The 24864-nt window shown below is 60.8% G+C and carries 12 protein-coding genes; 6 read left to right on the forward strand and 6 right to left on the reverse strand.

Annotated elements, in window-relative coordinates; translation table 11 throughout:
* Positions 1 to 136: 136 nt before the first annotated feature.
* Positions 137 to 1240 (reverse strand): acyltransferase, encoded by a 1104-nt coding sequence (locus tag M0D66_RS21810; protein WP_093632542.1) that lies wholly within the window; start codon positions 1238 to 1240, stop codon positions 137 to 139.
* 112 nt (positions 1241 to 1352) lie between these two features.
* On the reverse strand, positions 1353 to 2834 hold the full coding sequence (locus M0D66_RS21815; RefSeq protein WP_256456433.1) for a flippase: 1482 nt from the start codon (positions 2832 to 2834) through the stop codon (positions 1353 to 1355).
* A 271-nt stretch (positions 2835 to 3105) separates the two neighbouring features.
* Between M0D66_RS21815 and M0D66_RS21820 the strand changes: the two genes are divergently transcribed.
* The 6 genes from M0D66_RS21820 (at position 3106) to M0D66_RS21845 (ending at position 9821) form a co-directional block, all read left to right on the forward strand.
* Positions 3106 to 3996 carry a hypothetical protein gene (locus tag M0D66_RS21820; protein ID WP_200620418.1) on the forward strand — a complete coding sequence of 297 codons (891 nt, stop codon included), beginning with the start codon at positions 3106 to 3108 and terminating at the stop codon, positions 3994 to 3996.
* Between the two features lie 211 nt (positions 3997 to 4207).
* A complete protein-coding gene (locus tag M0D66_RS21825; RefSeq protein WP_266211565.1) occupies positions 4208 to 5122 on the forward strand; it encodes a transcriptional regulator in 915 nt (304 codons plus the stop codon).
* Positions 5123 to 5620: 498 nt separating this feature from the next.
* A complete protein-coding gene (locus tag M0D66_RS21830) occupies positions 5621 to 6727 on the forward strand; it encodes a glycosyltransferase family 1 protein (RefSeq protein WP_093632546.1) in 1107 nt (368 codons plus the stop codon).
* Positions 6728 to 6754: 27 nt separating this feature from the next.
* Positions 6755 to 7831: a glycosyltransferase gene (locus M0D66_RS21835; RefSeq protein ID WP_200620420.1), complete on the forward strand. Its 1077-nt coding sequence runs from the start codon at positions 6755 to 6757 to the stop codon at positions 7829 to 7831.
* Between the two features lie 89 nt (positions 7832 to 7920).
* Positions 7921 to 8577: a hypothetical protein gene (locus M0D66_RS21840; protein ID WP_266211566.1), complete on the forward strand. Its 657-nt coding sequence runs from the start codon at positions 7921 to 7923 to the stop codon at positions 8575 to 8577.
* A 245-nt stretch (positions 8578 to 8822) separates the two neighbouring features.
* Positions 8823 to 9821: a glycosyltransferase family A protein gene (locus M0D66_RS21845; protein ID WP_266211567.1), complete on the forward strand. Its 999-nt coding sequence runs from the start codon at positions 8823 to 8825 to the stop codon at positions 9819 to 9821.
* A 41-nt stretch (positions 9822 to 9862) separates the two neighbouring features.
* Here the strand turns inward: M0D66_RS21845 and M0D66_RS21850 are convergent, their stop codons facing one another.
* The 4 genes from M0D66_RS21850 to M0D66_RS21865 form a co-directional block, all read right to left on the reverse strand.
* Positions 9863 to 11089 carry a dienelactone hydrolase family protein gene (locus M0D66_RS21850; protein ID WP_266211568.1) on the reverse strand — a complete coding sequence of 409 codons (1227 nt, stop codon included), beginning with the start codon at positions 11087 to 11089 and terminating at the stop codon, positions 9863 to 9865.
* Positions 11090 to 11230: 141 nt separating this feature from the next.
* On the reverse strand, positions 11231 to 13561 hold the full coding sequence (locus tag M0D66_RS21855) for a condensation domain-containing protein (protein ID WP_266211569.1): 2331 nt from the start codon (positions 13559 to 13561) through the stop codon (positions 11231 to 11233).
* Between the two features lie 3 nt (positions 13562 to 13564).
* Positions 13565 to 23461, reverse strand: a complete 9897-nt coding sequence (locus M0D66_RS21860; RefSeq protein WP_266211570.1) for a non-ribosomal peptide synthetase/type I polyketide synthase — start codon at positions 23459 to 23461, stop codon at positions 13565 to 13567.
* A 539-nt stretch (positions 23462 to 24000) separates the two neighbouring features.
* Complete coding sequence (locus tag M0D66_RS21865; protein ID WP_266211571.1) at positions 24001 to 24711, reverse strand: 4'-phosphopantetheinyl transferase superfamily protein; 711 nt, start codon at positions 24709 to 24711, stop codon at positions 24001 to 24003.
* Between the last annotated feature and the right edge of the window lie 153 nt (positions 24712 to 24864).

Genomic DNA, 24864 nt, shown 5'->3' on the forward strand with positions numbered 1-24864 from the left:
TCCTGCCACGCATGAGCAGCTTCGATCTCGAACAGGGCGGCATAGCCGGAGTCGCCAACTGAGGTGAGGCCGGTTCGCGCCGGCTCCGATCAGCTTTGATTGCCGCCAGTGCCAACCTCTCGGCAAGGTTCGCCAGTCAGCTCGCGTCCTGTTTGACGGGCACGTTGCGGGCCCGGGCTTCATGAGTGGCCATGACCGGCTGGTTCAGTCCTGCGTGGCCTGTTCCACGCAACGGTATCTTCGCTAGCCGCTGCAATAGCCGGCGCGCGTTCTTGTGCAGCGGTCGGTCGACGAACCAGTAGAGTATGCCGCCCACCGCTGTCGCCAGGACAATGATGGCCGCCACGCCGATGGGCGCAGTGACGTCAAAATCATTGATAGCCCTCGGCAGCAGTTTGCGCGCTGCTTCGACGCAGTATGGATGGCTCAGGTAGACGGCATAACTGGCATTGCCGACGAATATCGCGCCACGTGTCAACAGGCCAGACCCCATCTTCGATTCGAGACTCAGACTGCCAATGACCATCAGGAACGCCGGAATACCGTAATACAGCAATGGGATATTCGCCATTGCGTGCCAGTCCACGAATGCCATCCATGCGTAGGCGCCTGCCACGATACAGCCCGCAAGGACCGGTATGATCCGGACCCCGAGCCTCCAGAGCCAATAACTCGCGAAGCCGAGCGGGAACTCAAATACGCGCTGATAGGAGTAGAACGTGGCAATCGCGCCGTGCGAGCCTGAGGCCTTTAATGCGCAAAAGATTGCGAAGATCAATGCCGACGCGAATAGCAGTCGATGGCGGCGCATCAGTATCAGCGACACTGCCGCAACCACGTAAAACATCATTTCGTAGTTCAGCGTCCAGCCGACGAACAACATCGGGAAAATTTCGCCGCTTTCCTTGCGGTAGGGAATGAAAAGCAGCGACTTGAGCAGGTTTCCGAAGTTGGCCGTCGTTGAATTGAACAAAGACGGGGCGATGAGGGTGCCGGCTAATACGCTGAATGTCAGCAGCCAGTAGAGCGGCACGATTCGGGCAATGCGGTCTGCGAGAAAGCGCCCTACGGTCATACCGGGGCTATCCAGCACGAGTGCGATCACAAACCCGCTGAGCACGAAGAAAATGTCCACGCCGAATTCGCCGAACGTGTGTCCGGTCGGCGCAAGGATGTGAAAAAAGATGACCGTCGTGGCCGCAATTGCGCGCAGCACGGTAAGGGAGTGGAGCTTGCTCATGTCTGGCTCGCAGTCTGCGTGTTCGACAATCCCGACCGGAGCGGACGCCCTGTGTCGGCGCGGTCATTCAGACATCGCGCGGGGAGGGAGTGCCCGTTGCCATGCCGCGTGATCATTGGCTTTGCGCCCACCGTCGCGTGTAGTTGCGCATCGACGCGACCAGCTCGAGCACACGTGCGTAGAACCGAGGTTCGGTGCGTGCGCTCCATGCGAGCGAGACGGCTGTCATACCGAGCCACACCACGATGCTTGGCCATGTGAGTGGAGCGAAGACGAGTGTGCCGACATACGCTGCTGTGACGATCAGCGCCGGCACGGCCAGCATGCGTGTTGGCCGCGCATCCAGACGCGCGGCATGGAGCAACAGCACGCCGTCGAGCAGGTTGCGCGCGCTCCACGCGAGCGCTGCGCCCAGCACGCCAAAGTGTTGCAGCATCCACCACAGCAAGGCAAGGAACGGCAACATTTCATAAGCCTGCAAACGCGCGACGATGCCTGGCCTGCCCGTTGCCTGCAGGTGGCAGGCAGCGATCCATGCGAGGGAGTTGATCCAGATGCCAACCAGAATCGTCTCACCAACCGACGCGGCACGTGAGGCGAATTCCTGGCCCACCCACAGTGAGAGAAAGGGATGCATAAGGAATATGCCGAACACCATCATCGGCGTGAGTGCGGCGGCGAGGCCGCGTATCACGCTGGAGGAGAGCGCCACGCCGCTCGCGGCGTCGAGTGCCGAGAGGCGCGGAAATAGCGTCCGGGCGATGACGGATGGAAAAAGTCGCGCGCGCGCGGCGAGATTGAAGGGCACCTGATAGTAGGTGACTGCCTGCGGCCCGAGCGCGTGGCCGATCATGAGGCGGTCGGCGGTCTCCAGCAGCGGCTGCGCCAGGCTCGTCACGCTGATCCACGCGCCGTAGGAAAACAGTTGGCCGACCAGTTCGCGGCGTGGGCCGCTGGCGAGGCGCAACGGAAAGACGCGCCAGACCGCGAATGCCGTCACCGTCAGCGCCGCTACCCCGGCCACTAGCGTGCCGAACACCAGAAAGCGCAGATTCGGCCCGAAGACGAGCGCCGCCCCGAGCGGCACAAGCTGATACATCAGCGTGACCGGGAGTGTTACCGCGTTGAGCGTGCCAAAGCGCTCGCGCCCCACGAGTGCGCCGTTGAACACGGAAATGAGATTCGAGAGCGGCACGAGACAGGCTACGTAGGGCAATGCGGGCAACAACTCGACGCGCAGGGCCTCACCCATGTCGAAGTACGCGAGCAGCACGTGCATGAGCGCATACAGTGCTACGCCGCCCACGAGACCCAGTGCTGCGTTGAGGATCATCGCTGTCCACAGGACTGCTTCGCGCTCGCGGTGTGGCGCATCGCCGAGTTGCGCGATGCGGTTGGACGTCGCCGAAGACAGCCCCAGATCGAGAAAGCCGAAATAACCCTGCACCATCCAGACGATGGCGAGTACCCCGTAGCGCGCCGCACCGATGTGGTGGAGATAAATCGGCGTCGTCACGAGCGCAACGAACATAGGCAGGATCCCGCCCACGAAGTTGAGCGTGGCGCTGCGTGTGAGACTGGGTTTTGCGGTCATGGGGTACTCCAGTGCGCGACTTGCACATTCTGACCGAGGCAGGCGAGAGCGTTTGTGTGTCCGCGTACGGAGAGACGGGGTTTAAAGGTTAAATCTATCGAGGCATGTTTTGCGTGCGGTAGCCAGCAGTGCTGCGTCTGCTACACCAATAGCATGCCCTCTCATATGCTGGCCGGAATGGCTTGCGGCTAGTCAAGCGCTGACGAGAGAGGCCTTGGACATCGGGTTCTGCCGCGCTTGCGACGTTGTCTAACCCTTTGGATTTACAACAATGATCCCTTCTGCCGACGCTCTGCTGACCGTTGATCGAGCCGTCTACAAGACCGCATTCAACAATACACCGTTCAGTTTCAAGCACTGTCTGCATCAGCTGTCGATGTTCCAGCCGGCGGCACTAGCGGAGTTGGCGAAGAAGTATGGTGGGAAACCTGCGGATTATTACGTTTCCAATTCGGCTTCCACGCCGGGGACCCGATTCTTCGATGTCAAATCAAAAACGTCGAAGCCGGATGAGGCGCTTGCTCAGCTTGCCACGGGGCCGACGCGCGTGCTTTTGAAGCGGCCCGAGAATTATGACGCCGGCTTTCGAGAACTATTGGACAAGCTGTTCGAAAAAGTGATCGAACTACGCGGTGGTCTCAATGGTGAAAAGGTCGTGCGGCTCGAATCGGCCATCTTCGTCAGCTCCGCCTCCTCGACCACGCCGTTCCATTTCGATCCGGAAATCAATCACTTCTTCCAGATCGAGGGCGACAAGCACTACCATGTCTATCGTCCCAGTGCCGTTCGGGAAGACGAACTCGAGGATTTCTACGTGCAGGGCATAGTCGAGATCGGCCAGGTGGATCTGGCCACGCGAGACAAGAGCCTCGAACATGTCTTCGACCTTGTGCCCGGTAGTGGTTTTCACCAGCCGCAGGACGCGCCCCATTGGGTTCAAACCGGCGCGGAACGCAGCGTTTCCTATGCGTTCGTCTATGAGACCGACGCGAGCCGGGCCCGTGGCCGCATCCTGGCCGCCAATCACATCCTGCGCAAACTCGGAGTAAATCCTCAGCCGCCCGGTGCGAACGCCGGGACCGACAATGCGAAATCATCGGTGATGAGGGTTGTTGTTCCCGTCCGCAGGCGTATCGTTCGCAATCTGAATCGGGGCCGTTGATCTGGCATTGCAGTCGTCATTTTCTCGTCTGATTCGATGGACTGAACCAACCAGAAGGTGCGCTAGCGCACCGAACCCCTGAAAGCTGGGTTTGATCGGCTTGGCCTCCGGTGTACGATTTCTGCAGATTCCACGCAATTGGGTGGCGTTCGGCTTTGGCACTAACGGATCTCGTTTTCCCAACGGTTATCAGACTATAAGGAGCGATCGCATGGACATCTCCACGGATTCCGCGGTCCCCGAAGTGACATTGCCAGACAAGTGGATCGACGCAGATTCTTCAGTGTTTCGAGAGCGTTTCGACCGGAAGAGCTTCGAGGTTTCCCACCGCCTGGCATCTCATCCACGCTTTGAAGTCCCTCAATTGATAGATTTGGCGGAGCGAACCCTGAGAACGCGCCCATCTGATCTCTACTACGACATGGGTGACGTCGCACCTGGTCAAAAATGGAGAGATACGAATCGTGCGTTCTCACCGCTGAATGCACTAAGGCAGCTGGAAGATTCAAACGCCTGGTTCATCCTCAGAGACGCGCAAAGAGATCCTGCCTACACCGAGCTGTACAGGCATGCGATTGCAGAGGTCAAGGATATGGTTGGCGGCGGCATCGAATCCAAGATCAGAAATGAGGAGATCATCATTTTCATCACGTCACCGAAGCGGGTGACGGCATATCACATAGATCGCGAATGCAATTTTATTCTTCAAATCCATGGGGGAAAGGATTTGTACGTCTTTGACCGGGAAGATCGGCAGGTTCTTCCAGAGGTGGAAATTGAGCGGTTCTGGACAAACGACAACAACGCGGCAAACTATAGACCCGAACTGCAGGACCGAGCGCGGCTGTACAGATTGGTCCCGGGAAATGGCGTTCACGTTCCTGTCAACTGCCCCCACTGGTTGAAGAACGATGACAATATCTCGGTGACTTTGAGCGTAAACTTCCAGTTTATTGACTCTGTGCGAAGGGATATCTATCGCGCCAACTATTACCTCAGGAAGCTTGGAATCAATCCCAGTCCGCCTGGACGATGCGCGGTGCGGGATCGAGCCAAGGCCATGGCGTTTTCGACGGCGCATGCCGCCGGGCGAGCTATCAAGTCGGCTTTGCAAAGAGGCGGTTAGTCTCAAGCCGGTCGCTTAACCTGTTGAAAATTGGCGTCGTCGCGTCCGCCCTGCAGGCTGATTCCCAAGGCCCTCGTGGAGACGAGGGCCTTTTCTTTGAGGGCGTTCATCGGTAAGCGCTGACCAGACAAGGTATCGGCATCAGTTCCGGCGATCAACTTGCCACGAGACTGCGGAAGGCCGGCGTATCGGCTGGAGCTGTCCGGTCAAGTTTTGGGCAAGCGCATGATTGCCCCTGGAAACCGGTAGCGCGCGGGCTTACCCGGTATGCGCGTGTTTGCGTGCGCTTGCGTGCGTTAGGCAGCAGTGCCGTGTTTGATACACCGATACCCTACCTGTCAGAGAAAACTGCGTTGTCCTGCGTAACGTCGCCAGCGACATCGTGCGCAGTATCGCGCCGGCGCTTTGAGGCGATCGTCTGGACCGTTTGAGCGGCAATCTGATTGGCTTCTGGGACTTTGTGCGAAGAATATTCACGCGTGAGCGTGCGGGAAAGTTATGAAAACGATCGCATCGAAGACGATAGCGTTCAACGGCAAGTTCTTCGGGGCAGCGCCGACGGGCGTGCACAGGGTTGCCGAGCAACTCGTCGCCGCAACTGATGCCTTGATTGCCGGACAAGCCGGTAACGACGTTGATTATGCCGTCGTAGTCAGAGACAGCGTCGAGGTCCCGCCTTACCGCAATATTTCGTGCGTTCGCGAGAATCCCTGGGTTCGCAGGATACACAGAATCGCGTGGGAACAATGCTATTTTCCCTTGGCTCGCAGAAAGGACTTTATTCTCAACCTCTGCAATCTCGGCCCGCTGTTGCATCGCGATTCGGCGACGATGATCCACGACGCCCAAGTGTATTCTGCACCCGAATCCTATTCCCTGGGTTTTCGCTTGTGGTACAAGTTTCTCTTCTTTTTCATTGGCAAGCGGCACAAGATCATCTTTACCGTTTCGGAATTCTCCAAAAGAGAACTCGTACGCTATGGCGTTGCCAGTGCCGACAAGATCGTCGTCGTCTACAACGGTTGCGATCATGTTCTGCAGGTTCAACCCGACGAAGGGCAGCTTGCGGCATTGAGCCTTAAACCGCGGCGCTATGTGCTCGCGCTCGCGAACACCCAGAAGCACAAGAACATCGGCGTCCTGTTCAAGGCGTTCGCCGGTGCGGAACTGAATGGCGTCGAGCTCGTGCTATTCGGTGGCGCCACGCAAGCCGATTTCGAAAATCTCGGGCATGTCGTGCCTCCCAATGTGCGATTCGCAGGCCGGATTACCGATCCGGAGCTCGTGGGGCTGATGGCCAATGCCGGCGCGCTTGCCTTTCCTTCGCTAACGGAAGGGTTTGGTTTGCCGCCATTGGAGGCGATGGCACTGGGCTGTCCGGTGATAGCCGCGCCGTTTGGCGCGCTTCCGGAGGTTTGCGGCGAGGCCGCGCTCTATGCGGACCCTTTCAGTCCGGACGCGTGGCGTCTGAATATTCTAACGGCGCTCGACGACGAGGCAACGCGGCAATCGCTGATATCCGCCGGACGTCGGCAGGCTGGCGGCTTCACCTGGAAACGGGCGGCGCGCAACCTGTTCGAGACTGTGAAAGCTGTGACCCGCTAATCTGGAAAAAGATACAGGGGATACGCGATGTCTGTTGATGTTGATTTCTCGCTGGCACTCAATGATCGTACCGGGAAATTCTTTTTGGGAAACGATATTATTTCGTCGCTCGGCAGTCGAGTTGCCAGGGTCCGCTATGGGCGACTTCACGGATTTCCGCGCAGTGATTTCGTGCGCCGTGTCGCGGGTCGCCTGACTCACAACGAAACAATGGCGAGAGTATATTGGTCATGGCTGATTTCGCTTTTCCCGGTCATCCGCGACCCTCGTCCTACGCTGCATCTCGACCCAGTCAGCGTTGTGCGTCATCGGTTAGAGGCACGCGATATTGTGCTCTGCCATGATGTCGGTCCGATCACGCATCCCCAATACTTCGCACCGGGCGTGGATGAGTTGTATCTCCGGGCCTATGATCAGATCCAGCGAATCAAGCCCCACATGGTATTTGTCAGCAAGACGTCTCAGCGGGAATTTCACAGGCTGTACGGTAACGAATATGCCTCCTCCAATGTCATCTACATTCCGACGCGATTGGGCGCGAAGGAAGGTGAGGGGTGTCCGGTGGATGGCATTTCGCGCCCTTTCCTCCTGACGGTGGGGAGTATCGGTGACCGTAAGAATCAAGCCTGTTGTATCGAGGCATTCGCGGCAAGCGGGCTTGCGGAGAAAGGGTGGCAATATGTCATTGTCGGTGGGGGCGAGCCTGGCGCCAGTACCGCTGTCGAACTCGCGAAGCAGACTCCGGGTGTCGTGTTGCCGGGTTACACGAGTGACGATGAGCTTCGTTGGCTCTACCGTAACGCATCCGGGTTCGTGCTCATGAGTCTTTTGGAAGGGTTCGGGATGCCAGTTATCGAGGCGATAGAGCACGACTTGCCGTGCCTCGTATCCAGTTCCAGCATATTGACGGAAATCGGGGGCAAAGCCATGCTGGACGCCGATCCGCTTGATCGGAAATCCATCGTGACTGGTATGAGGTCGCTAGCCGTAATGTCGGGCGAGGAGCGAAGCCGCCGAATTTCCCAGGCCCACACGCATCTCCGTAAATTTGCCCGTGAACCCATCCTGGCCAGCTGGAGAGAACTGATTGACAGGATTGGCTGAGTCACTCGCTCGTGCTGGCCACGGCGCGTGGCGTGTGTGAGATTACAGGACAGGTGGGGCCGCGACGCGCGGAACCTGGACAGTTCGCAATGCCGCCATGCTTCGAGCGCTCGCTCGATAAGTTCGACAATTGGCAATCGGCCAGGGAGATGGCCAATATCGACGCCGGCCTCGATCTCTTTGACAATGGCTTGCGCAAACTGGCCGCGGCGGATCGCCATGTCTACTTTCTCGACGATCGCGCCTTGTTCAGGAGCCTGTGGGGCGAACGTGACGGCCAAGGTCGTCCGCTTTACAAGACATTGCATCTGTCGCCTGGCTGTGCCGTCACCAATACATCCGGCGACGATCCGCACAACGCTGTCGTTGCCGACGGTCACTGCGGCGTGGTCTGGAATACCCTTTGGGCACAGCACCTTCACTTCCCTGAATGCCGCATTCGGATTGCATCTCAAACCGATCACGGATGCCGAGGTCATCGGCTTTCTGCAACCCAGCTTCGCTGCAAGCGCGCGATCGGCCCTGGCAATGCCGGCATCCTTATCGAAGTAGCGTGGCATGAGCGACGCCGAACATTCGCCAGGGCGGAGATCGGCAACACTCTACACCAGATGGATAACGTGGCTTGGCTTGTCGAATTATCTCCGCGACCGGATCCCTTGCATAAAAAAGATATTCGACATGGGTGGCAATGTCGGCAATCTTTTTTTATCGCGGGAAATCCCCCAGCTCTGCTGGGGGACTAACACGGTTTGACGTTTCCAGGAGTCGGCTTTTCCCCATGTTTTGTACCGCTTCTCACCCGGGCCACCGTCGGTCGATATTGGAGCCTTTTACCGATGGCGAACAGGCCCCTCTGAGGCGCCAGCCATCGAAAGCCACCGGCTCTGCCGGTGGATCGTTACTTTTGAGGACCGCGAACTGACACTTCGCACTCTCGAGCAAATCTTGGTGCGATGAGATCGTAAGTTATCCATCAGTGGGGGCATCGTTGCAAATCGCCATCGTCATTCCTTGCTACAACGCCTCTGCGTATGTCGACACTACGTTGCAAACTGTAATGTCACAGACGCATGACGAGGTTGAAATCCTGATCGTCGACGACGGCTCATCGGACGATACCGTCTCGAAGGCTCGGGAACACCTCATGGGTTGCCGCCATCGGTGGACGATTCTCACGCAGCCCAACAAGGGGGTTAGTGCTGCCCGAAACCTGGGATGGCAATCGACGACAGCAGATTGGATTCAGTTTCTGGATGCCGACGATTTCCTGGCTCCTACAAAACTGCAGCTTCAGTCGATCGCCTGCCGGACTGCTGATCCGAGTGTCGCCTATGTGATGTCGCGATGGGAAGAGGTCGTCGTCGAACGCGATGCTGCGCGAAGGGTCCGCCTCGCCGAGTGCTCAGCGTTTTCTTCACAGCCGAGCGAACTGGAAATTCTCGCCAAGGGACCTCTAATACATTTAGGTCAGAGCGTATTCAGAAGACGATGGATCGCGGATGTGGCCGGCTTCGACGAGAATCTCAAGGTAGATGAGGACCAGGACTTTCTGCTAAAGCTCGCGAAAAAAGGCGCAAAGGTTTTGACGGTCGAGAGCGCAGACCCGCTCTTCGCGTGGAGACAGCAACGACACCGCCGTCTTGGGCTCCGGGGAGCGCGCTACAACGCCATAGACCTCACAGAACAATATATGGAGAACTTCTTCAGGATAACTGAGGGACACTGGCATTCTTTAGACATGCTTTCAGAGGACGATCAGGAAATGCTCAAGCAACGCCTCTCGTCATACATGCGGCTGTTGTATCGATACGATATCGGGGCGTTCCGGACCCGCCTCGCACAACTCGACCAGATGTTCGGACGCTTCCTGCCCTTAAGTCCATCCTATCTCAAGGCATTGTCGCGTTTCGTTGGTTTCGAACGAGCAGAGGATGTCGCCTCAATATACCGGCGTGGCAAAGCCATGGCCGGAGTCGGCGTCGAATAGATCAACTCTGGTCGACCAGACGCGCAAAAACGCGTTGTGATCTAAGGACAGCGGGATTGTGTGGAACCAGTGGCCGATGCCCGGTCTTGTGGCGGCGCCTGGTTCTCCATGAAGGGCCGTATTTCTGCGAACGGGGCTGGCTCCGTCAACAAAGGCTGATTCTCGCCTAGCAAAAAACGGGTGAAGAATGCAACAACGTAGCGATTGATCTCGGACCAGGTCTTCGCCCTGTTGATTGCAGATTTGTCGAATGCGGCCTTCCATGAGGGCTTCGCGAGCTTGTCCGCGAAATCGTCATGTACCGTACCCTTTACCGTGAAGGTCCAGTTGTTCGGGAGCGTGGCTTGGCGAATCTGGTGCGCAACTGACTCGACCGTCAGCACCGAGTTGATCCGCGTGGCGAAGTCACTATGCATGAGTTCCTCGCAAGTCGGATAGGTCCAACCACTAAAGAACATCATGTAAGGCACCTCGACATTGCCGCGTTCAGGGCGGCCATACAAGGAGCCGTCAAAATTCACGACGGCCCTGATGCGTCGATCGTCGCTACTCATCTGCGCTGCCGTCGCGCCTCCGAACGAGAATCCGACGGCGCCGACCTTCGCCATATCCACACGTTGTCCAAACACCGGAATATTCTGAAATGCGTCGATGATGGCAGAGCCCGATTTCGCCGCCAGTTCAGCCCGGAGGGCTGCGACGGGGCGATAAGCCTCGAAGCTTTCCATCGAATCGCCGGGTATCTCCGATGCCTGAGCTTCGCCCTCTCGTCCGGGAAGACGAGGGGCGTGCACGATGTCGTCCACCGTAGCGACGACGAAACCATGGCTCGCCAGGTTTGCGGGCGTAAATGTGCTCTGTTGGCGAACACTGAACCATGATGGAAAGTAAATGATGAGGGGATATTTAGCACGGGCCTCGGACAGCTTTCCATTTGGCGTGAACGGCGGCGAGGTAGGATGTCCGATTGCTGCGATCCACTGCAGAATTGAGCGCCCAAAGCCATCGCCGGGCGCCTGCGCGGGGTACCAGATATCGACCGGAAGCGAAGGGCCGTCGCTCCCCGTTTTCACATCAACACTGGCGAAGCCGACGGCATAGGGCCCCTCCAACCGGGGCCTGTCTGTGTCGAGGAACATCACGGCACGGATCATTTCCTTCGGGTCGGCAAGCCCTGCATACCAGCTGACGCCAATCACCGCCGCGACCACGAGCGCGACAAGACTGGAAGCGGCAAGAGCCCAGGAAGAAGGTGCTCCAGAGATCATGCGGATGCCTCGTCGCTGTTAGGAACCTAGGGAAAGGGACGTGTCCGTGTCGATTCCAGGGAAGTAATACTCTACGCAAACGTGACATAGCCCAACCGCCTTATCCAATCAGGTCCGAAATGTATGGTGTGCATCGCGGATCTAAGCCTCGGCACGGCTCAGGAATGTTGTCGGACCGTCCTGCTCGTCAGGGCTGGTTTCAACCCCGTTAGCTTCGATGCCGGCCAGACGCTCACGCAGTTGCTTGCCGATGACAGCGGCGCCGGCCGAGCGGAAAATCTGGTCGTGCATGCCCGGAATCTCGGTGACAACCAGTTTGCCCGTTATCGCCTGATGCCATCCCAGGTCCCAGGCGAACAGGCGTCCGTTGAGCACCTGGCCGCTGCGGAAGATCTGGACGTCGCCGTCATAGGGAGCCGGACGGTACCGCGCCTGCTGAGCCAGCAGATATTCGATGTACCAGCGATTCTCGGAAACCATATGCTCGGAAGCATCGCCCTTGATCAGGCCGAGTTTGAGAGCAAGGTCTGCAATACCGAGCCAGCGAACGATCCGATACTGCTTGAGGAAGGAGACCATGGATGTCTCGCCCCGCATTGCCTTGCGGAAGTCGCGCGGGATGTTGTCCGCACGCACCTGCATCTTGCGCAACTGCCGGTCGTACCAAGGCATCAACTCGCGATAACCGGGGCACCAGGAATCGTTGAGGATGACGAGCTCCACCGTTTCGCCTTCGCGCCGTAGCTGATGTGCCGCCTCCAGCGCCATCGCGCCCAGCACGCAGTGCCCCATGAGGATATAGGGGCCTCTTGGCCGGGCCAGCCTGATCAGCCGCACGGCGTCCGCGGAGATATCCTGGAAAGCACGCTGCGGGAACTCGCGCGGGGCTCCTTCCGGCACCATAGAGATGTCGACGATCGGCCGATCGGAGCCGATTTGCTGAGCCAGTCCGAAGAGTACCGCCACGTTGTTGAGCGCGATGATGGGCGTTCCAGGCGCATCCTCGTTGAATCGCACGATATTGCGCGCTTTCGCCTCCAGGTCGGCCTGACTCATGAAACCACTAGCACCGACGCCTCCCGCCACGTTCGCCGTCGCTCTCCCGGCAGCAGGCGCCAGCGGCAGGTGCGCCTCGATTTCAACGGCTTCCAGCATCTCGCGCCACTTGGCCAGATGCCGGTCGATCGTCTCGACGTCGTAAAGGTCCGTGTCGCCTTCACAGGAGATGCGCCAGCCTTGCGGGCGCCGCACCATAAAGAAGTTGAGGTCGTAGAGTGCGCCTGCGTTGAAGGAAGGCGAGGTCGTCGCGGCGAAATCCTGCCGGCGAACCTCATCGCCCCCGCCGACGAAGCTTTGCTGCAGGGCGAAATTGACCGAGCATAGCGACGGGCGATCTACATCGGAGACCTCGCCCGCCATCTCCATCATCTCTTCGAACGGCAAGTGGAGATGTTCGATGGCGTCGCTGAGCTTTGCACCGCACTGCGCTGTGACAGAGGCAATGGTGCTGTTTCGAGGAACGTCGAGGCGAAGTATCACCGTGTTGATGAGCGGTCCGACCACCCCCTCGAGTTCCTGCTGATCCCGCACCGACATCTGGGTGCCCATGGCTACACGGATCTGGCCGGTTGCCGTTTGCAGCGCCATCGCGAGGCCGGCGGCCGCAACGCTGAACAGGGTGACGCCTTGGGCCTTGGCAGCCGCAATCAGGCGGTCGCTAAGCGCGCTGGGCAACAGAATGGAGCGAATGACGCCCTGGAAGCGTCGCTCCTGCGACCGGGGACGATCGCCGGGAACATCGAAGCGGCTGAAATCCTGAAGCTCCTGGCGCCAATGGGTGCGCGCGCGATCGAGCGCACCGCTGGCAAGGAACTCTTCCTTCCACAGCGCGTAGTCGCCATGGTGAAGGTCGACATCGGGGAATTCGGGATCATGGCCGGCATGCAATGCGGCGAGTCCTTCCACCAGTTCACGCACGAGGATTGCGAAGGACCAGCCGTCCATGACAAGCGAATGGAAGGTCAGTTGCAATTCACCCTGCGTGGTCGACCTGGGCAACCATACGGCCCGGAAGAAGGAGGGGGACGACAATTCGAAGGGCGTGCGAGCCTGCTCTCCACCGACACGCTCGGCCTCGGCTACGCCGGCCTTTTCCTCCAAACCGGTGAGGTCGCCCACTTCGAGCCGAAAAGGAGCATGGCTCCAGACTTGCTGGCGTAGCCCCGCACCCGTCATCACGAAGCGGGTCCGCAATATCTCGTGTCGCGCGACCAGTTCGCCGAGCACCTGTTCGATGCTCGCGGCATCGAGCGGACCCGACAATTGCAGCCGGAAGGCGATGTTGAGGGCGGAGGCCTTTGGCGATGCCTTCTGCTCATGCCAGAACCGTACCTGGCAGGCGGTCGCCGGGAACAGGGCGTAGCCGGCTTCGATCTCGTGAGTCGGGGCGATATTCAAGGCTATCCCGTTCATCGCTCAGGCTCCTTCGGCAATTCTGCGTTTGAAGTTGAGGATCGATGGCCGGGCTACGGCAGGAGCCTCCATCAGTTCGTTTTCCTGCGTGCCGTCAAGGCTCACCGCCAATTCGGCGATCGTAACGTTCTTCATGAGTTGACGGGCATCCACACCCAGTCCGCGCTCGTTCATTCGTGCAACGATGCGGAACAGCTGGAGGCTGTCTGCGCCGAGGCTGAAGAACTGCTGGTCGATGCCGATATGCTGCAAGCCGAGCACTTCCCCCCAGATCGCCGCGATGGTGGCCTGAGTCGGCGTCACGGTTGCTGCTTCGGCCGGCACGGCCGGTAGTTCGATCGGCGTGGCCACTGATCCGGCCGGCATGGACGCCTGCGGAACCACCGTGAGAGCGGCGTGCGGCTGACGGACAGGTGTGGCCACCATGTCCGGTGTCGGCACGGGCAGGGCTTTACGGTCGAGCTTGCCATTGCTGGTCTGCGGCAGCGCGTCGAGCGTCATCCACAGGGTCGGCACCATATAGGCCGGCAATTGCCCGGCAACATGCGCCGCGATCGCTCCCTGGTCGGTCTTGTCAAAGGCAGTCTCGACGATATAGCCCACGAGGCGAGGACTGTCGTTGACGGTATGCAAGGCGACGGCTGCCGCAGCAACGCCGGGCGCCTTACGCAAGGCTGCCTCGATATCCTCGATCTCGATGCGGAAGCCGCGCAGTTTGATCTGCTGGTCGCGACGGCCGAGGTGTAGCAGCGAGCCATCGGCAAGCCGCTTGGCAAGATCGCCGGTGCGGTAGAGCCGGCGCGGCGCAGCACCCTCGATGGCAACCGGCCTGAAAGCGGCATCGGTGAGATCGGGACGGTTGAAATAGCCCTTTGCCAGGCCTTCGCCGCCAATCCACAGTTCGCCGCTGACACCTTCGGGCGCCAGATGCAGGTCGTCGGTCAGCACATGCAGGTCCGTATTGGCGATGGGGGCGCCGATGACCACGGGCCCGTTCGCAACAACACGCAAGGCAGAAGACCAGATCGTTGTTTCCGTCGGGCCGTAGAGGTTCCACACCTGAGCGCCGGTCGCCAGCAGATCGTCGGCGAGATCGCGCGGCAACGGCTCACCGCCGCAAAGGATCTTGAAGCCCTTCGGTGCCTTGAAGCCGGCCTCCAGCAGCATGCGCCACAGCGATGGCGTGGCCTGGAGAACGGTGGCGGCCTCGTCCTTGAGCCGGGTCACCAACTCGTAGCCGGTGCGCACCTCTGCATGGCCTGCGATGAAGGTCTGCCCACCGACGATGAGCGGCAGGAACAACTCGAGGCCGGAAATATCGAAGGAGAACGTGGTGACCGCGACGACGCGGTCTCTCGCCGTAAAGCCCGGCGCTTGTGCCATCGACAACAGGAAGTTGCTCAGCGCGCGATGGCCGATCTCCACACCCTTGGGCTGGCCCGTCGAGCCCGAAGTGAAGATTACGTAGGCCGAATCTGCATCCGACACGACGGGCAAAGTCACGGCCTCGTCGCCGCTGTCCTCATCGTCGTCGTACTCCTCAAGGAGAGCCTCCAGTTCCAGCACGCGATGTTCACCCGGTTCCAGCACCGTCCGGCTTCCCGCATCGCTGAGGATGGCGGCGATGTCAGCACCATCGAGGATCTGGCGCAGGCGCGCAGGGGGCATCGTCATGTCGAGGGGCACATACGCGCAACCGGCGCGCCACACGCCAATCATGGCAGCCACGGTCATCGCAGTGCGGTCCATCGCGATGGCGACGCGTCCGCGCGGCGCTATACCCGCTGCCACGAGCCTGCGGGCGATCTGGCTGGCGCGTGCATCGAGCTCGCGATAGGCGAGGCTCTCCGCCTCATCCGACACGGCCGTCGTATCGGGGGTTTGGCGGGCCTGCGCGGCGATCATCGCCGGAACCGTCTGCGAGAGATCGTAGTCACGCTGGGACGCATTCAGCTCGTCGCGAAGGTGGTGAATCTCGGTTTCGCTCAACAGAGGCAGTGCCGCAACCGGCGTTGTGGCATCGTGGGCGATCGCCGCGAGCAAGGTTTCGTAGTAGCCGAGCCAACGCCCGACCGTCGACTCGTTATAGACGTCGGTGTTGAAGTCGCAATCCAGACGAAGACCCTGGGGCGATTCGATCACGTTCAGGAACAGATCGAAGTTGCTGTAGGCCTTCGCGTTCGGCGTAAAGTGCGTGGCCACGCCGGCCATGTCGAGCAGTTCGTCGACCTTCTCCAGATTGAACTGCAGATCAGTCAGCGGCAGTCGATTGAAATCACGCTTGATACCGAGATCGCGAACCAGCGCGCCATAGGTGTAGTTCTGCCGGTCTCCAGCGTCGAAGACGTGATCACGCACTGCCTTCATGTGCGCGGCGAATGGCTTGTTGCAGTCGAACCTGACGCGCAATGGCAGGAAATTGACGCAGTGCCCGACCAGAAGTGCCTCGCCGGCTTGAGACTGGCCAGCCATCGGTGCGGCGACGACGACATCGTCATTACCGGATAGACGGCCAAACAACACCTGGAAGGCGCCCAACAGGGTGGCAAACAGCGAGCAGCCCTGCTTCGACGAAGCGGCTTTTACCTGCTTGAGAAGATTGGCACCCAGCTGGCGTGTCGTCGAGGCGCCGCGGAAGCTCTTGAACTCCGGGCGCGGGCGGTCGCCGGGCAAGTCGAGCTGCGGCGCGGGGTCGCGATGGAGGTTCAGCCAGAAGTCCCGCGTCTCCTTGTCGACACCGGCCTCATCCTGCGCCTTGGCGAAAGCGAGAAAACTCTGCACCTCGTCGAGCTCGGGCTCCTTGCCCGAAATCCCGGCCGCGTAGAGGGCCCCCAGGTCGCGCAGGATGATGTTGATCGACCATCCGTCGCAAACGATGTGATGCGCGGTGAAGACGAAGGCCCACTTCTGGGCTTCCAGACGCACCAGCGCGGCGCTCACCAGCGGAGCACGAGTGAGATCGAAGACCTCACGCGCTTCCGCATCGATGAAGGTCTGAAGTTCTCCGGTCGCATCGGGGTGGCCGGAAAGGTCGATCTTTTCCAGCGGAACGGTCGTCGCAGCATCCGCGAACATCTTGTCGCCGACGCGTGAGAAGCGAGCGCGCAACGCATCGTGGCGGGCAATCGTCGCCGCGAAGGCGCGTTCGAAAGCGGCCTCGTTCAGGTGGCCCGTGAGCTCGAGGGTGAAGGACTCATTGAACGCGAGCGATGCTTCATTGCCCAGTTGAGCCGACATCCAGATTTCTTTCTGAGGCTCGGTGAGCGGAGACTCCACGAGTGGCTGATGTCCGGCCGGCGATGTCAAAGCGAGGGCGTCCTTCGTGCCGCCGAGAATACCTACGCTTTGGAGTGCGGAAATACTTTCGACGAAGGCATCGCCGATCTTGCGGATGTCGTCATCCGAATGGCTGGTCGTCAGGAAGCATGGGAAGCCTTCCATGATGTGGACGCCGAGGTAGCGCATATAGGCATAGAACAGACTGCCCAGGCGGTCTTCGCCTGCAAAACTGATATAGAACCAGCTCGAGAAGGATTCCGCCCGCGTGGCGATGCCGACTTTCTCCAGGTGGGCATTGATGCGTTGGACGAGGCCGTTCATACGGGCGCCAAGCGATTCCTGCAGCGCCGGGCCGGCCTCCTTGAGGTGCAGGAGGACGGCTTTCATCGCGGCCAACACTACGGGATGGCGCACGAAAGTGCCGGCGAAGAAGGTCGGCGGGACTTCGGGAACCGAGGCGTCGCCGAATTGCCATTGGCCGCCGTCGAGCGCATCCATGAACTGGGCGGTGCCGGCGAGCACGCCGACGGGCAGGCCGCCGCCGACCACCTTGCCGTAGGTCGCCATGTCGCCCTTGATACCCCAATAGCCTTGCATGCCGGCCGGATGGACGCGAAAGCCCGTCACGACCTCGTCGACGATAAGGGCGGATTCGTTGGCCGCGGTGACTTCGCGCAATTGCTGCACGAATTCCTTCGGTCGCAGATTCGGATGGCGCGACTGCACAGGCTCGATCAGGACAGCGGCGATATCGTCGATATTGGCTTTGATCCACTCGAGGCTTTCGGACCTGGCGTAGGGCAGCACGACCATGTTGCCCACGGAGCTCTGCGGGATGCCGGGCGCGAGCGGGAAAGCACGCGGGACGCCCGCCTCGCTGCCGGGCTTGACGAGGACTTCGTCGAACTGGCCGTGGTAGTCGCCGTCGAAGCAGACGACCTTCTCCTTGCCTGTCACGGTGCGCGCGAGACGCATCGCTGCCATCACGGCTTCCGAACCGGTATTGCAGAAGGTGACGCGCTCATGCCCCGTCATTTCGGCAAACATTTGGGCGACCTCGCCCGCAAGCGGGGACTGCGGCCCGATGGCAAAGCCTTCCGCCATCTGCGCGTTGACTGCCTCCACTACGAAATCCGGCGTATGGCCAAACGCGGTCTGACCGTAGCCGTTGACTACATCGATATATTCATTGCCGTCGACATCCCAGATCTTCGAGCCCTTGGAGCGCTGGGCGACGATGGGATAGACAAGCTCCTTCCATTCCTCGCGGAAGCCGCTGGCGGTACGCGGATCGGCAAGCACAGAACGGTAGGATTGCGTACGAGATTTGGAGGTGGCAGTCCTCGCCGAGTAGCGAGCCGACAGATCGGCGATGAACGCCGTCTGGGCATCGGTGATCTGCGCCGAGCTCGTAGCGCCAGGCTTGTACGCGTTAAAGCGCGTCGGCCGGTTCTCCTCGAACTTGATCTCGGGGCCGGTGGGCTGCGCGGAAGCCGCGGCCGGTGCGGCCAGTGCGGCCGACGCGGTCGACGCGAGCGCGGCGCTCGGAGCGGGGGCCTGGATTGCCGCTGCAGGCTGCTGGACCGCCAGCGGCGCGCCTTGCAGCACCTCGAGCTGACGCGACATCAGGGACTGCATCGCAGCGAGCTGGTCGCGGAATACCGATTGGATGTCACCCGTGGCCGGGGCAGCGGCCATGATGGGAGCGGCCTGTCCCGCGACGGCGACCGGCGCAGCCGCGATGGGAGCGGCTGATGCGGCAACGGCAACTGGCGAAGCCTCGGCCGCGGCAGGCGCGATTTGCGGTTCCGGATCAGGCGGCAACGCGCCATCGAGGAACTGCGCCAGGGCGGGCAGCGTCGGGTAGTCGCTCATGATCTGCCGGAAGCTGATCGTGACGTCGTAGCGGCGGCGAAGCTGCCGGGAGACTTGTCCCATGAACAGAGAGTCGTAACCGAGATCCCAGAAGGTCACGTCCGGATTGGACGTATCCGGCGCTTCGCCGGACATCTCGGCGAGAAGTGACGCCAGTTCGGCAATGAGACGCGGTTTGCGGTCGATTTGGACGGCTTGGGTCATGGCGGTCTGGGCAATGTGGGTTATGGCGTCGGACGAGACTGGAGCGGCAATCGCCGCCGTGGCCGTTGTCAGGTGGCTTGAAGAGGCAGTTGCAGGTGCGTCAATCCAATGCCGTTCCGGTTCGAACGGATAGGTCGGTAGCGAAACACGGTGGGCGGCTTCGGCCTGGACGGTTTTCCAGTTCGGCGTAACACCGTTCAGCCACAACCGCCCGGTCGCTTCGGCCAGGACGGAAAGTTCCCGGTCGCGCATTGCGAAATCAGGCAGGGAGGCAATCGCGCCCACATATCGGTCCTTGGGCAATCCCTGCATGGCAAACGTCGACAGCGTCCGGCCAGGGCCGATTTCGAGGAGTAGGGGCTTGTCCTGCGCTGTCACCGTGGCCAGCGCGTCACTGAAGCGCACCACGTTGCGGCAATGACTGGCCCAGTAACGTCCGGGCACCGGCTGATCCATCGCCGCCCACTCGCCGGTCACGGTGGACACGTACGGGATCTTCGGCCTGGCGAAAGAAAGGGTGTCCGCAAGCCTGGCAAGATCTTCAACGACGCCGGACATCATGCGCGAGTGGAAGGCATGCGAGGTATGCAGACGTCGATGCTCGATATCGCTTGCCTTCAGCGTGGCCTCGAAAGCCTCGATGGCAGCGAAGGGGCCCGCCACTACGCTGAGCGACGGCGCATTGACTGCGGCGAGGTCGACATCGTCGGGCAGGATGGGCACGAGATCGGCCTCCGACAGACGCACGACCAGCATCGCGCCCGGTTCGGCCGACTGCATGAGCGCGCCACGCCGGGCGATCAGGTACAGCGCATCCTCGAAAGCGATCGCCTCGGCCACGCAGGCTGCGACCAGTTCGCCGACGCTGTGGCCGATCATCGCCGTCGGCTTGATGCCGCGTGAGATCCACAGTTGCGCCAGCGCATATTCGACCAGGAACAGGGCCGGCTGCGCGTAGATCGTCGAACGGATGGGGTGCGGCGTGTCGTCGCCTTCCGGGGTATCGCTGAACAGCAGGGTCCGGATATCGAGTCCGACATGCGGAGCCAGCGCTTCGGCGCCCTTATCGATCCACTGGCGATACACCGGCTCGGTGCGATAGAGCGCTTCGCCCATGCCCGGATACTGGGCGCCCTGGCCGGGAAACATAAAGACCACCGCGGGCGCGGCCTGAGGGGCCTGGGCTTCGATGGCCCCCTTTTGGAGCTTCGCCTGAGCCTGATCGAGACTCTCGGCGATGACCACGGCGCGGTGGGTGAAGGAGCGGCGGCCCGTTTGCAGCGTCGTGGCCACGTCGGCGAGCGAGAGACCGGAATGGGCTGCCAGATGGCTGGCGAGATGGGCCTTGGTGCGTTCGAGCGCTGCCGCGCTCCTCGCCGAGAGCGGCAATATCTGCAGTCCCTCTTGCGGCGCTTCTTGCGACTCACAGGCGGCGTTGGCGCGGCAGGGCGCTTCCTCCAACACCACATGGACGTTCGTACCGCCGACGCCGAAGGAACTCACGCCAGCGCGACGCGGTGCCGGGCCATCGGCCCAGGGACTCGCAGCCGCGTTGAAAAAGAAGGGGCTGTTAGCCGAGTCGATGGCCGGATTGGGCGAACGGAAATGCAGGAGCGGCGGCAAGACACGGTCGCGCAAGGCGAGCGCCGCCGCGATGAAACCCGTCACGCCGGCAGCCGCATCAAGGTGTCCGACATTGGCCTTCGCCGAGCCGAGGGCACAGAATTGACCGCCCTCGACGCCGCCCAGGCGGAATGCCTGCACCAGGCCTGCGAATTCAATGGGGTCTCCAAGCGGCGTCGCCGTACCATGGGCTTCGACATAGCCAATGGAGGCGGGATCGATGCCGGCCTCGGCGTGCGCGATGGCAATGGCGCGAGCCTGCGCATCGACGCTGGGAGCGGTGAAGCCGACCTTGTCGGAACCGTCGTTGTTGATGCCAACACCACGGATCACGGCATAGATCGGATCCTCGTCGGCGATGGCGTCCTCAAGACGTTTCAGCAAGACAACACCGGCGCCGCTACCGAACACCGTGCCGCTGGCCCCGGCATCAAACGGGCGGCAAACCCCATCGGGCGCACCCATTCCGCCTTCCTCATAGAAGTAGCCGCGCTTCTGCGGGAAGGTGACCGACACACCGCCGGCCAGCGCCATGTCACAGCGTCCCGATCGCAGGTTCTCTACGGCCAGGCCAATCGCGGTCATCGAGGTAGAGCATGCCGTCTGTACCGATATGGCCGGCCCCGTGAGGCCGAGCTTGTAGGCGGTGCGGGTAGCGACGAAATCACCGGCCCCCACCAGCTTTTGATACTCGCCGATCTGAAACTGGCTCGTGAACTCGTCGATGACGCCACGATCGGACAGGACATGCTTGAGGAAGTAGGTATTCATCGAGGTGCCGGCGAATACCCCGACGGCGCCGGCGATCGTCGCCGGATCATATCCGGCGTCTTCGAACGCCTCCCAGGCGATCTGGAGGAAAAGGCGCTGCTGTGGGTCGGTCAGTGCCGCTTCGCGCGCTAGCATCCCAAAAAAACCGGCATCGAAGCGGTCGACGTCAGAGAGTATCGGCTTCGCCTTGACATAACGTTCTTCGCGGCGAGCGCTCTCGTCGAAGCTGTCTTCCAGTTCCGTCACGTCGAAATGCGTAATGCAGTCGCGTCCCGCGAGGATGTTGGCCCAAAGCTCGGAGACATTGCGCGCACCTGGAAACCGTCCGGACATGCCGATGACTGCAACGGCCCCGCCTTGCGTGTCCCGGCGCAGCCGGATTGCCTCATCCTTCACCACCCCGAGCGTGGCACGCAGATGCGTGGCCAGCGCCTCGACATTAGGATGGCGAAACAGATCTACCAGCGCAACCTTGGCCGCCACGTCGCGCATGATGATGGCGTGCGCCTTCATCAGATCTAGCGAGCGCAATCCAAGATCAAAGAAATTCGACCGGCGATCGACAGGGTTGCCGAGGAGCCCCTCGAACACAGCCGCCAGCTTTGCGGCGATAGGGTCGTCCATCGGCTCGGGTGCGGCCGATGCCGCGGCAGGTGTATCGAGCCCCGCAAGCAGGGCTTTGCGGTCGACCTTGCCATTCGGTGTCAGAGGAAAGGCCGGTAGGATTCGCAACTCCGCCGGCATCATGTAGTCGGGCAAAGTAGCCTTGAGATAAGCGCGTATTCCGTCCAGCAAGACAGCGGCGGTCGCCACATCGGCCTTTACGAAGCCGGCGATGGACTTTCCCCTGCGGCTCTCGAACGCTACCGCGACCGCATCGGCTGCGCCGGGAGCCGCACGCAGGGCATGTTCGATTTCATCGAGTTCGATGCGTTTGCCGGCGATCTTGATTTGCCGATCGTTGCGACCCAGGAAATCAATGGCTCCGTCCGGGCGACGGCGGACCAGGTCACCGGTGCGGTAGAGCTTGGCGCCGGGGGTGAAGACGTCGTCGACGAACTTCTCCGCCGTCAGTTCGGGACGGTTGAGGTAGCCGAGCGCAACGCCTTCACCGCCCACGACGAGCTCACCCACTTCTCCCTCGCCGACTGGAACAAACTTGTCGTCCAGAATGTAGACGAGCGTGCCCGCGATGGCGTCGCCGATGGGAATGGCGTCGCCATTTGCCAGGGCCTCGCCGCCGCGCGGAATGCGGTAGCAGCAGGAAAAGGTCGTGTTCTCGGTCGGACCATAGCCGTTGACGATCTGCAGCCCGGGATGGGCCTCCATGACTTTGCGTACGTGGACGGGCGACAGCACATCCCCGCCAGTCAGCACCTCCTTGAGCGGAAGAAAGGCTTCCAGCCGATAGTCGGCGAGCGCGTTGAAGAGGCCGGCCGTGAACCAGGCGCTCGTCACGCCGAGTCGCGCAATCTCGGAGGCGACGGTGTCAAGCGAGGGTTGAACCTCGTTGATGATAGCGGCACAGCCACCGTTCAGTAGCGGCCCCCAGATCTCCAGCGTACTTGCATCGAACGCGAGCGGTGCGAGGTTGAGGAACCGCGTCTGCGACGACAGGTCAGCGAAGGTTTGGCCATGCACCAGGCGCAGAATCGCGCGGTGCGGCACGATCACGCCCTTGGGTTTGCCGGTCGAGCCGGAGGTGTACATGATGTAGGCAGGGTCGTTGCCACCGGAAGCCTGGAGCACAGCGGGATCGGCAGCCTCCGACGATGCCACGAGATCCGCCAGATCGACCAACGCCCCATTCAGGTCGCCAACGCTGGCGAGAGCAGCCTCTTCTGCGACGATGAGCTTGGGCAAGCAATCGGCAACGATGAAATCGAGCTGCGCCCGGGGATAGGCCGGATCCAGCGGCACATAGACGGCTCCCAGACGCAGGATCGCCAGGATCAAAGCCAGCGTGTCCCGACTGCGCGGAACCATGATGGCGCAGCGGTCGCCTCGCTCCAGTCCCATACGGTACAGGACGGTAGCAAGACGGGCCGAACGTTCGCCGAGCGCGGCATAACTTTCTTCACCCGTCGCGTCGATCGCAGCAAGATGATTGCCAAACGCCGCACATCCGGCATCGAAGCGCTCTGCCACACCAGGTACATGATCCGGCCCGCTCGGCAAGTCGCCTAAATATCCATCTCTGTGTGACATTTGCCGATCTCCAATAATTTAGGTGAAGGCCTTGTACTGAGCTACGCCTGGCGTTAAGCGCGCAGCGAGCGTACTTAGCGGCGGCCAGTCACAGGAGGCGCAAGCAGCACGAGGCCATCCGTGCCAGATCCGCGTCTCAAAACGCGAAATTTGCTGTAAGTGGAAGTTAATCTTCCGCGGCTTGCCTATCCGTACGCCGTCGCACACACGGACGATGCAACAACACATCGCCCCGAAGAGTTCGCGCGCCCAGAGCGTGTCGGGCACTTTCGCTTAAACCTGGAATGTGGCGGGAAGACAGACCGCACGCGATATTCGCGTCACGTTTCGGAAGAAGAATGGAGCTAAGCCGCTCGATATGGCGCAAGTAGATGCGTCGTGGCGCGCTGTGGCGTATACGGCTCTAACTATGCGCGCCAGTGCAGGTTATTGAGGCGCCTTCGCAGGGCGGGCCGTTTCTCTGACGAAGATGCCGTCCGTCAATTCATTTCGACAATCGACCAGTCCGTGCGTCGGGCCGCTACCGCTCCTGCGCAAGTCGGACTGGATGACAGGGTGCAAATGCGCCAATGCGTCGCTTCCTCCGCCTCGCCGCCGACGAAGCGAGGCGTCGTGTCGCCACGGATGGAAAGATCGAACTCGAAATGGGCCGGTGGCAGGATAAAGCCGGTGCCGAGAGCTTTCAAGCAGGCCTCTTTGCGCGCCCAGCTTTCAAAGAAGACATTTTGCCGTTCTGTATCGGGCAACGCGGTGAACTCCGCGCGCTCCCGGGTGGAGAATACGTCGAGCGGCATACTCTCCTCGATTGGGCGGAGTTGTTCTACGTCGATGCCGACCTCGAAACCGCTCGAGATTGCGAGAGCTGCTGCGTTCTCGCTGTGACTGAGGTTGAAGCAGATCCTCCACCCAGGAGGCTGGCTCGTGCAGAAAGGTTTGCCGTCCGAACCATAAGCTAGGGCGATCTCCCGCGGTGATAGCCCGAGATAGCGGCTGAGGAGCCGCCTGAGTTCGCCGCGTCCTGCCACGAAGCGACGGCGATGCCGTTCGAAGCGGAATTTGTCGGCGCGCTCGCGCTCTTGCGCCGATAGCATTTCCCAGTACTGGTCAACATCACCACTGCAGACATCGAGATCCCACTGCCAGACATGCACTTCTTGCGCAGAGGGCGGTGTAAGGAGAGAAGAGGACATTGAGAGCCTGGATTCGACTGGCGCTGGGGCTTCCTGATTCTACAGGATCAACATCAGCGGGCGGCGTGCCCCCTGATGTTGATCAGTCTTCAACCGCGACCCGTCGATCGCAATTTACGCGGGATTGTTGGGCAACCCACGGAACGTTGCGGG

The organism is Paraburkholderia sp. SECH2 (assembly GCF_030464795.1).
Classification (GTDB): domain Bacteria; phylum Pseudomonadota; class Gammaproteobacteria; order Burkholderiales; family Burkholderiaceae; genus Paraburkholderia; species Paraburkholderia aspalathi.

Bases quoted from the DNA above. Each gene is read 5' to 3' on its own strand.
- M0D66_RS21810 (WP_093632542.1), bottom strand. From the start codon at position 1,240: ATGAGCAAGCTCCACTCCCTTACCGTGCTGCGCGCAATTGCGGCCACG.
- M0D66_RS21815 (WP_256456433.1), bottom strand. From the start codon at position 2,834: ATGACCGCAAAACCCAGTCTCACACGCAGCGCCACGCTCAACTTCGTG.
- M0D66_RS21820 (WP_200620418.1), top strand. From the start codon at position 3,106: ATGATCCCTTCTGCCGACGCTCTGCTGACCGTTGATCGAGCCGTCTAC.
- M0D66_RS21825 (WP_266211565.1), top strand. From the start codon at position 4,208: ATGGACATCTCCACGGATTCCGCGGTCCCCGAAGTGACATTGCCAGAC.
- M0D66_RS21830 (WP_093632546.1), top strand. From the start codon at position 5,621: ATGAAAACGATCGCATCGAAGACGATAGCGTTCAACGGCAAGTTCTTC.
- M0D66_RS21835 (WP_200620420.1), top strand. From the start codon at position 6,755: ATGTCTGTTGATGTTGATTTCTCGCTGGCACTCAATGATCGTACCGGG.
- M0D66_RS21840 (WP_266211566.1), top strand. From the start codon at position 7,921: ATGCCGCCATGCTTCGAGCGCTCGCTCGATAAGTTCGACAATTGGCAA.
- M0D66_RS21850 (WP_266211568.1), bottom strand. From the start codon at position 11,089: ATGATCTCTGGAGCACCTTCTTCCTGGGCTCTTGCCGCTTCCAGTCTT.
- M0D66_RS21855 (WP_266211569.1), bottom strand. From the start codon at position 13,561: ATGAACGGGATAGCCTTGAATATCGCCCCGACTCACGAGATCGAAGCC.
- M0D66_RS21865 (WP_266211571.1), bottom strand. From the start codon at position 24,711: ATGTCCTCTTCTCTCCTTACACCGCCCTCTGCGCAAGAAGTGCATGTC.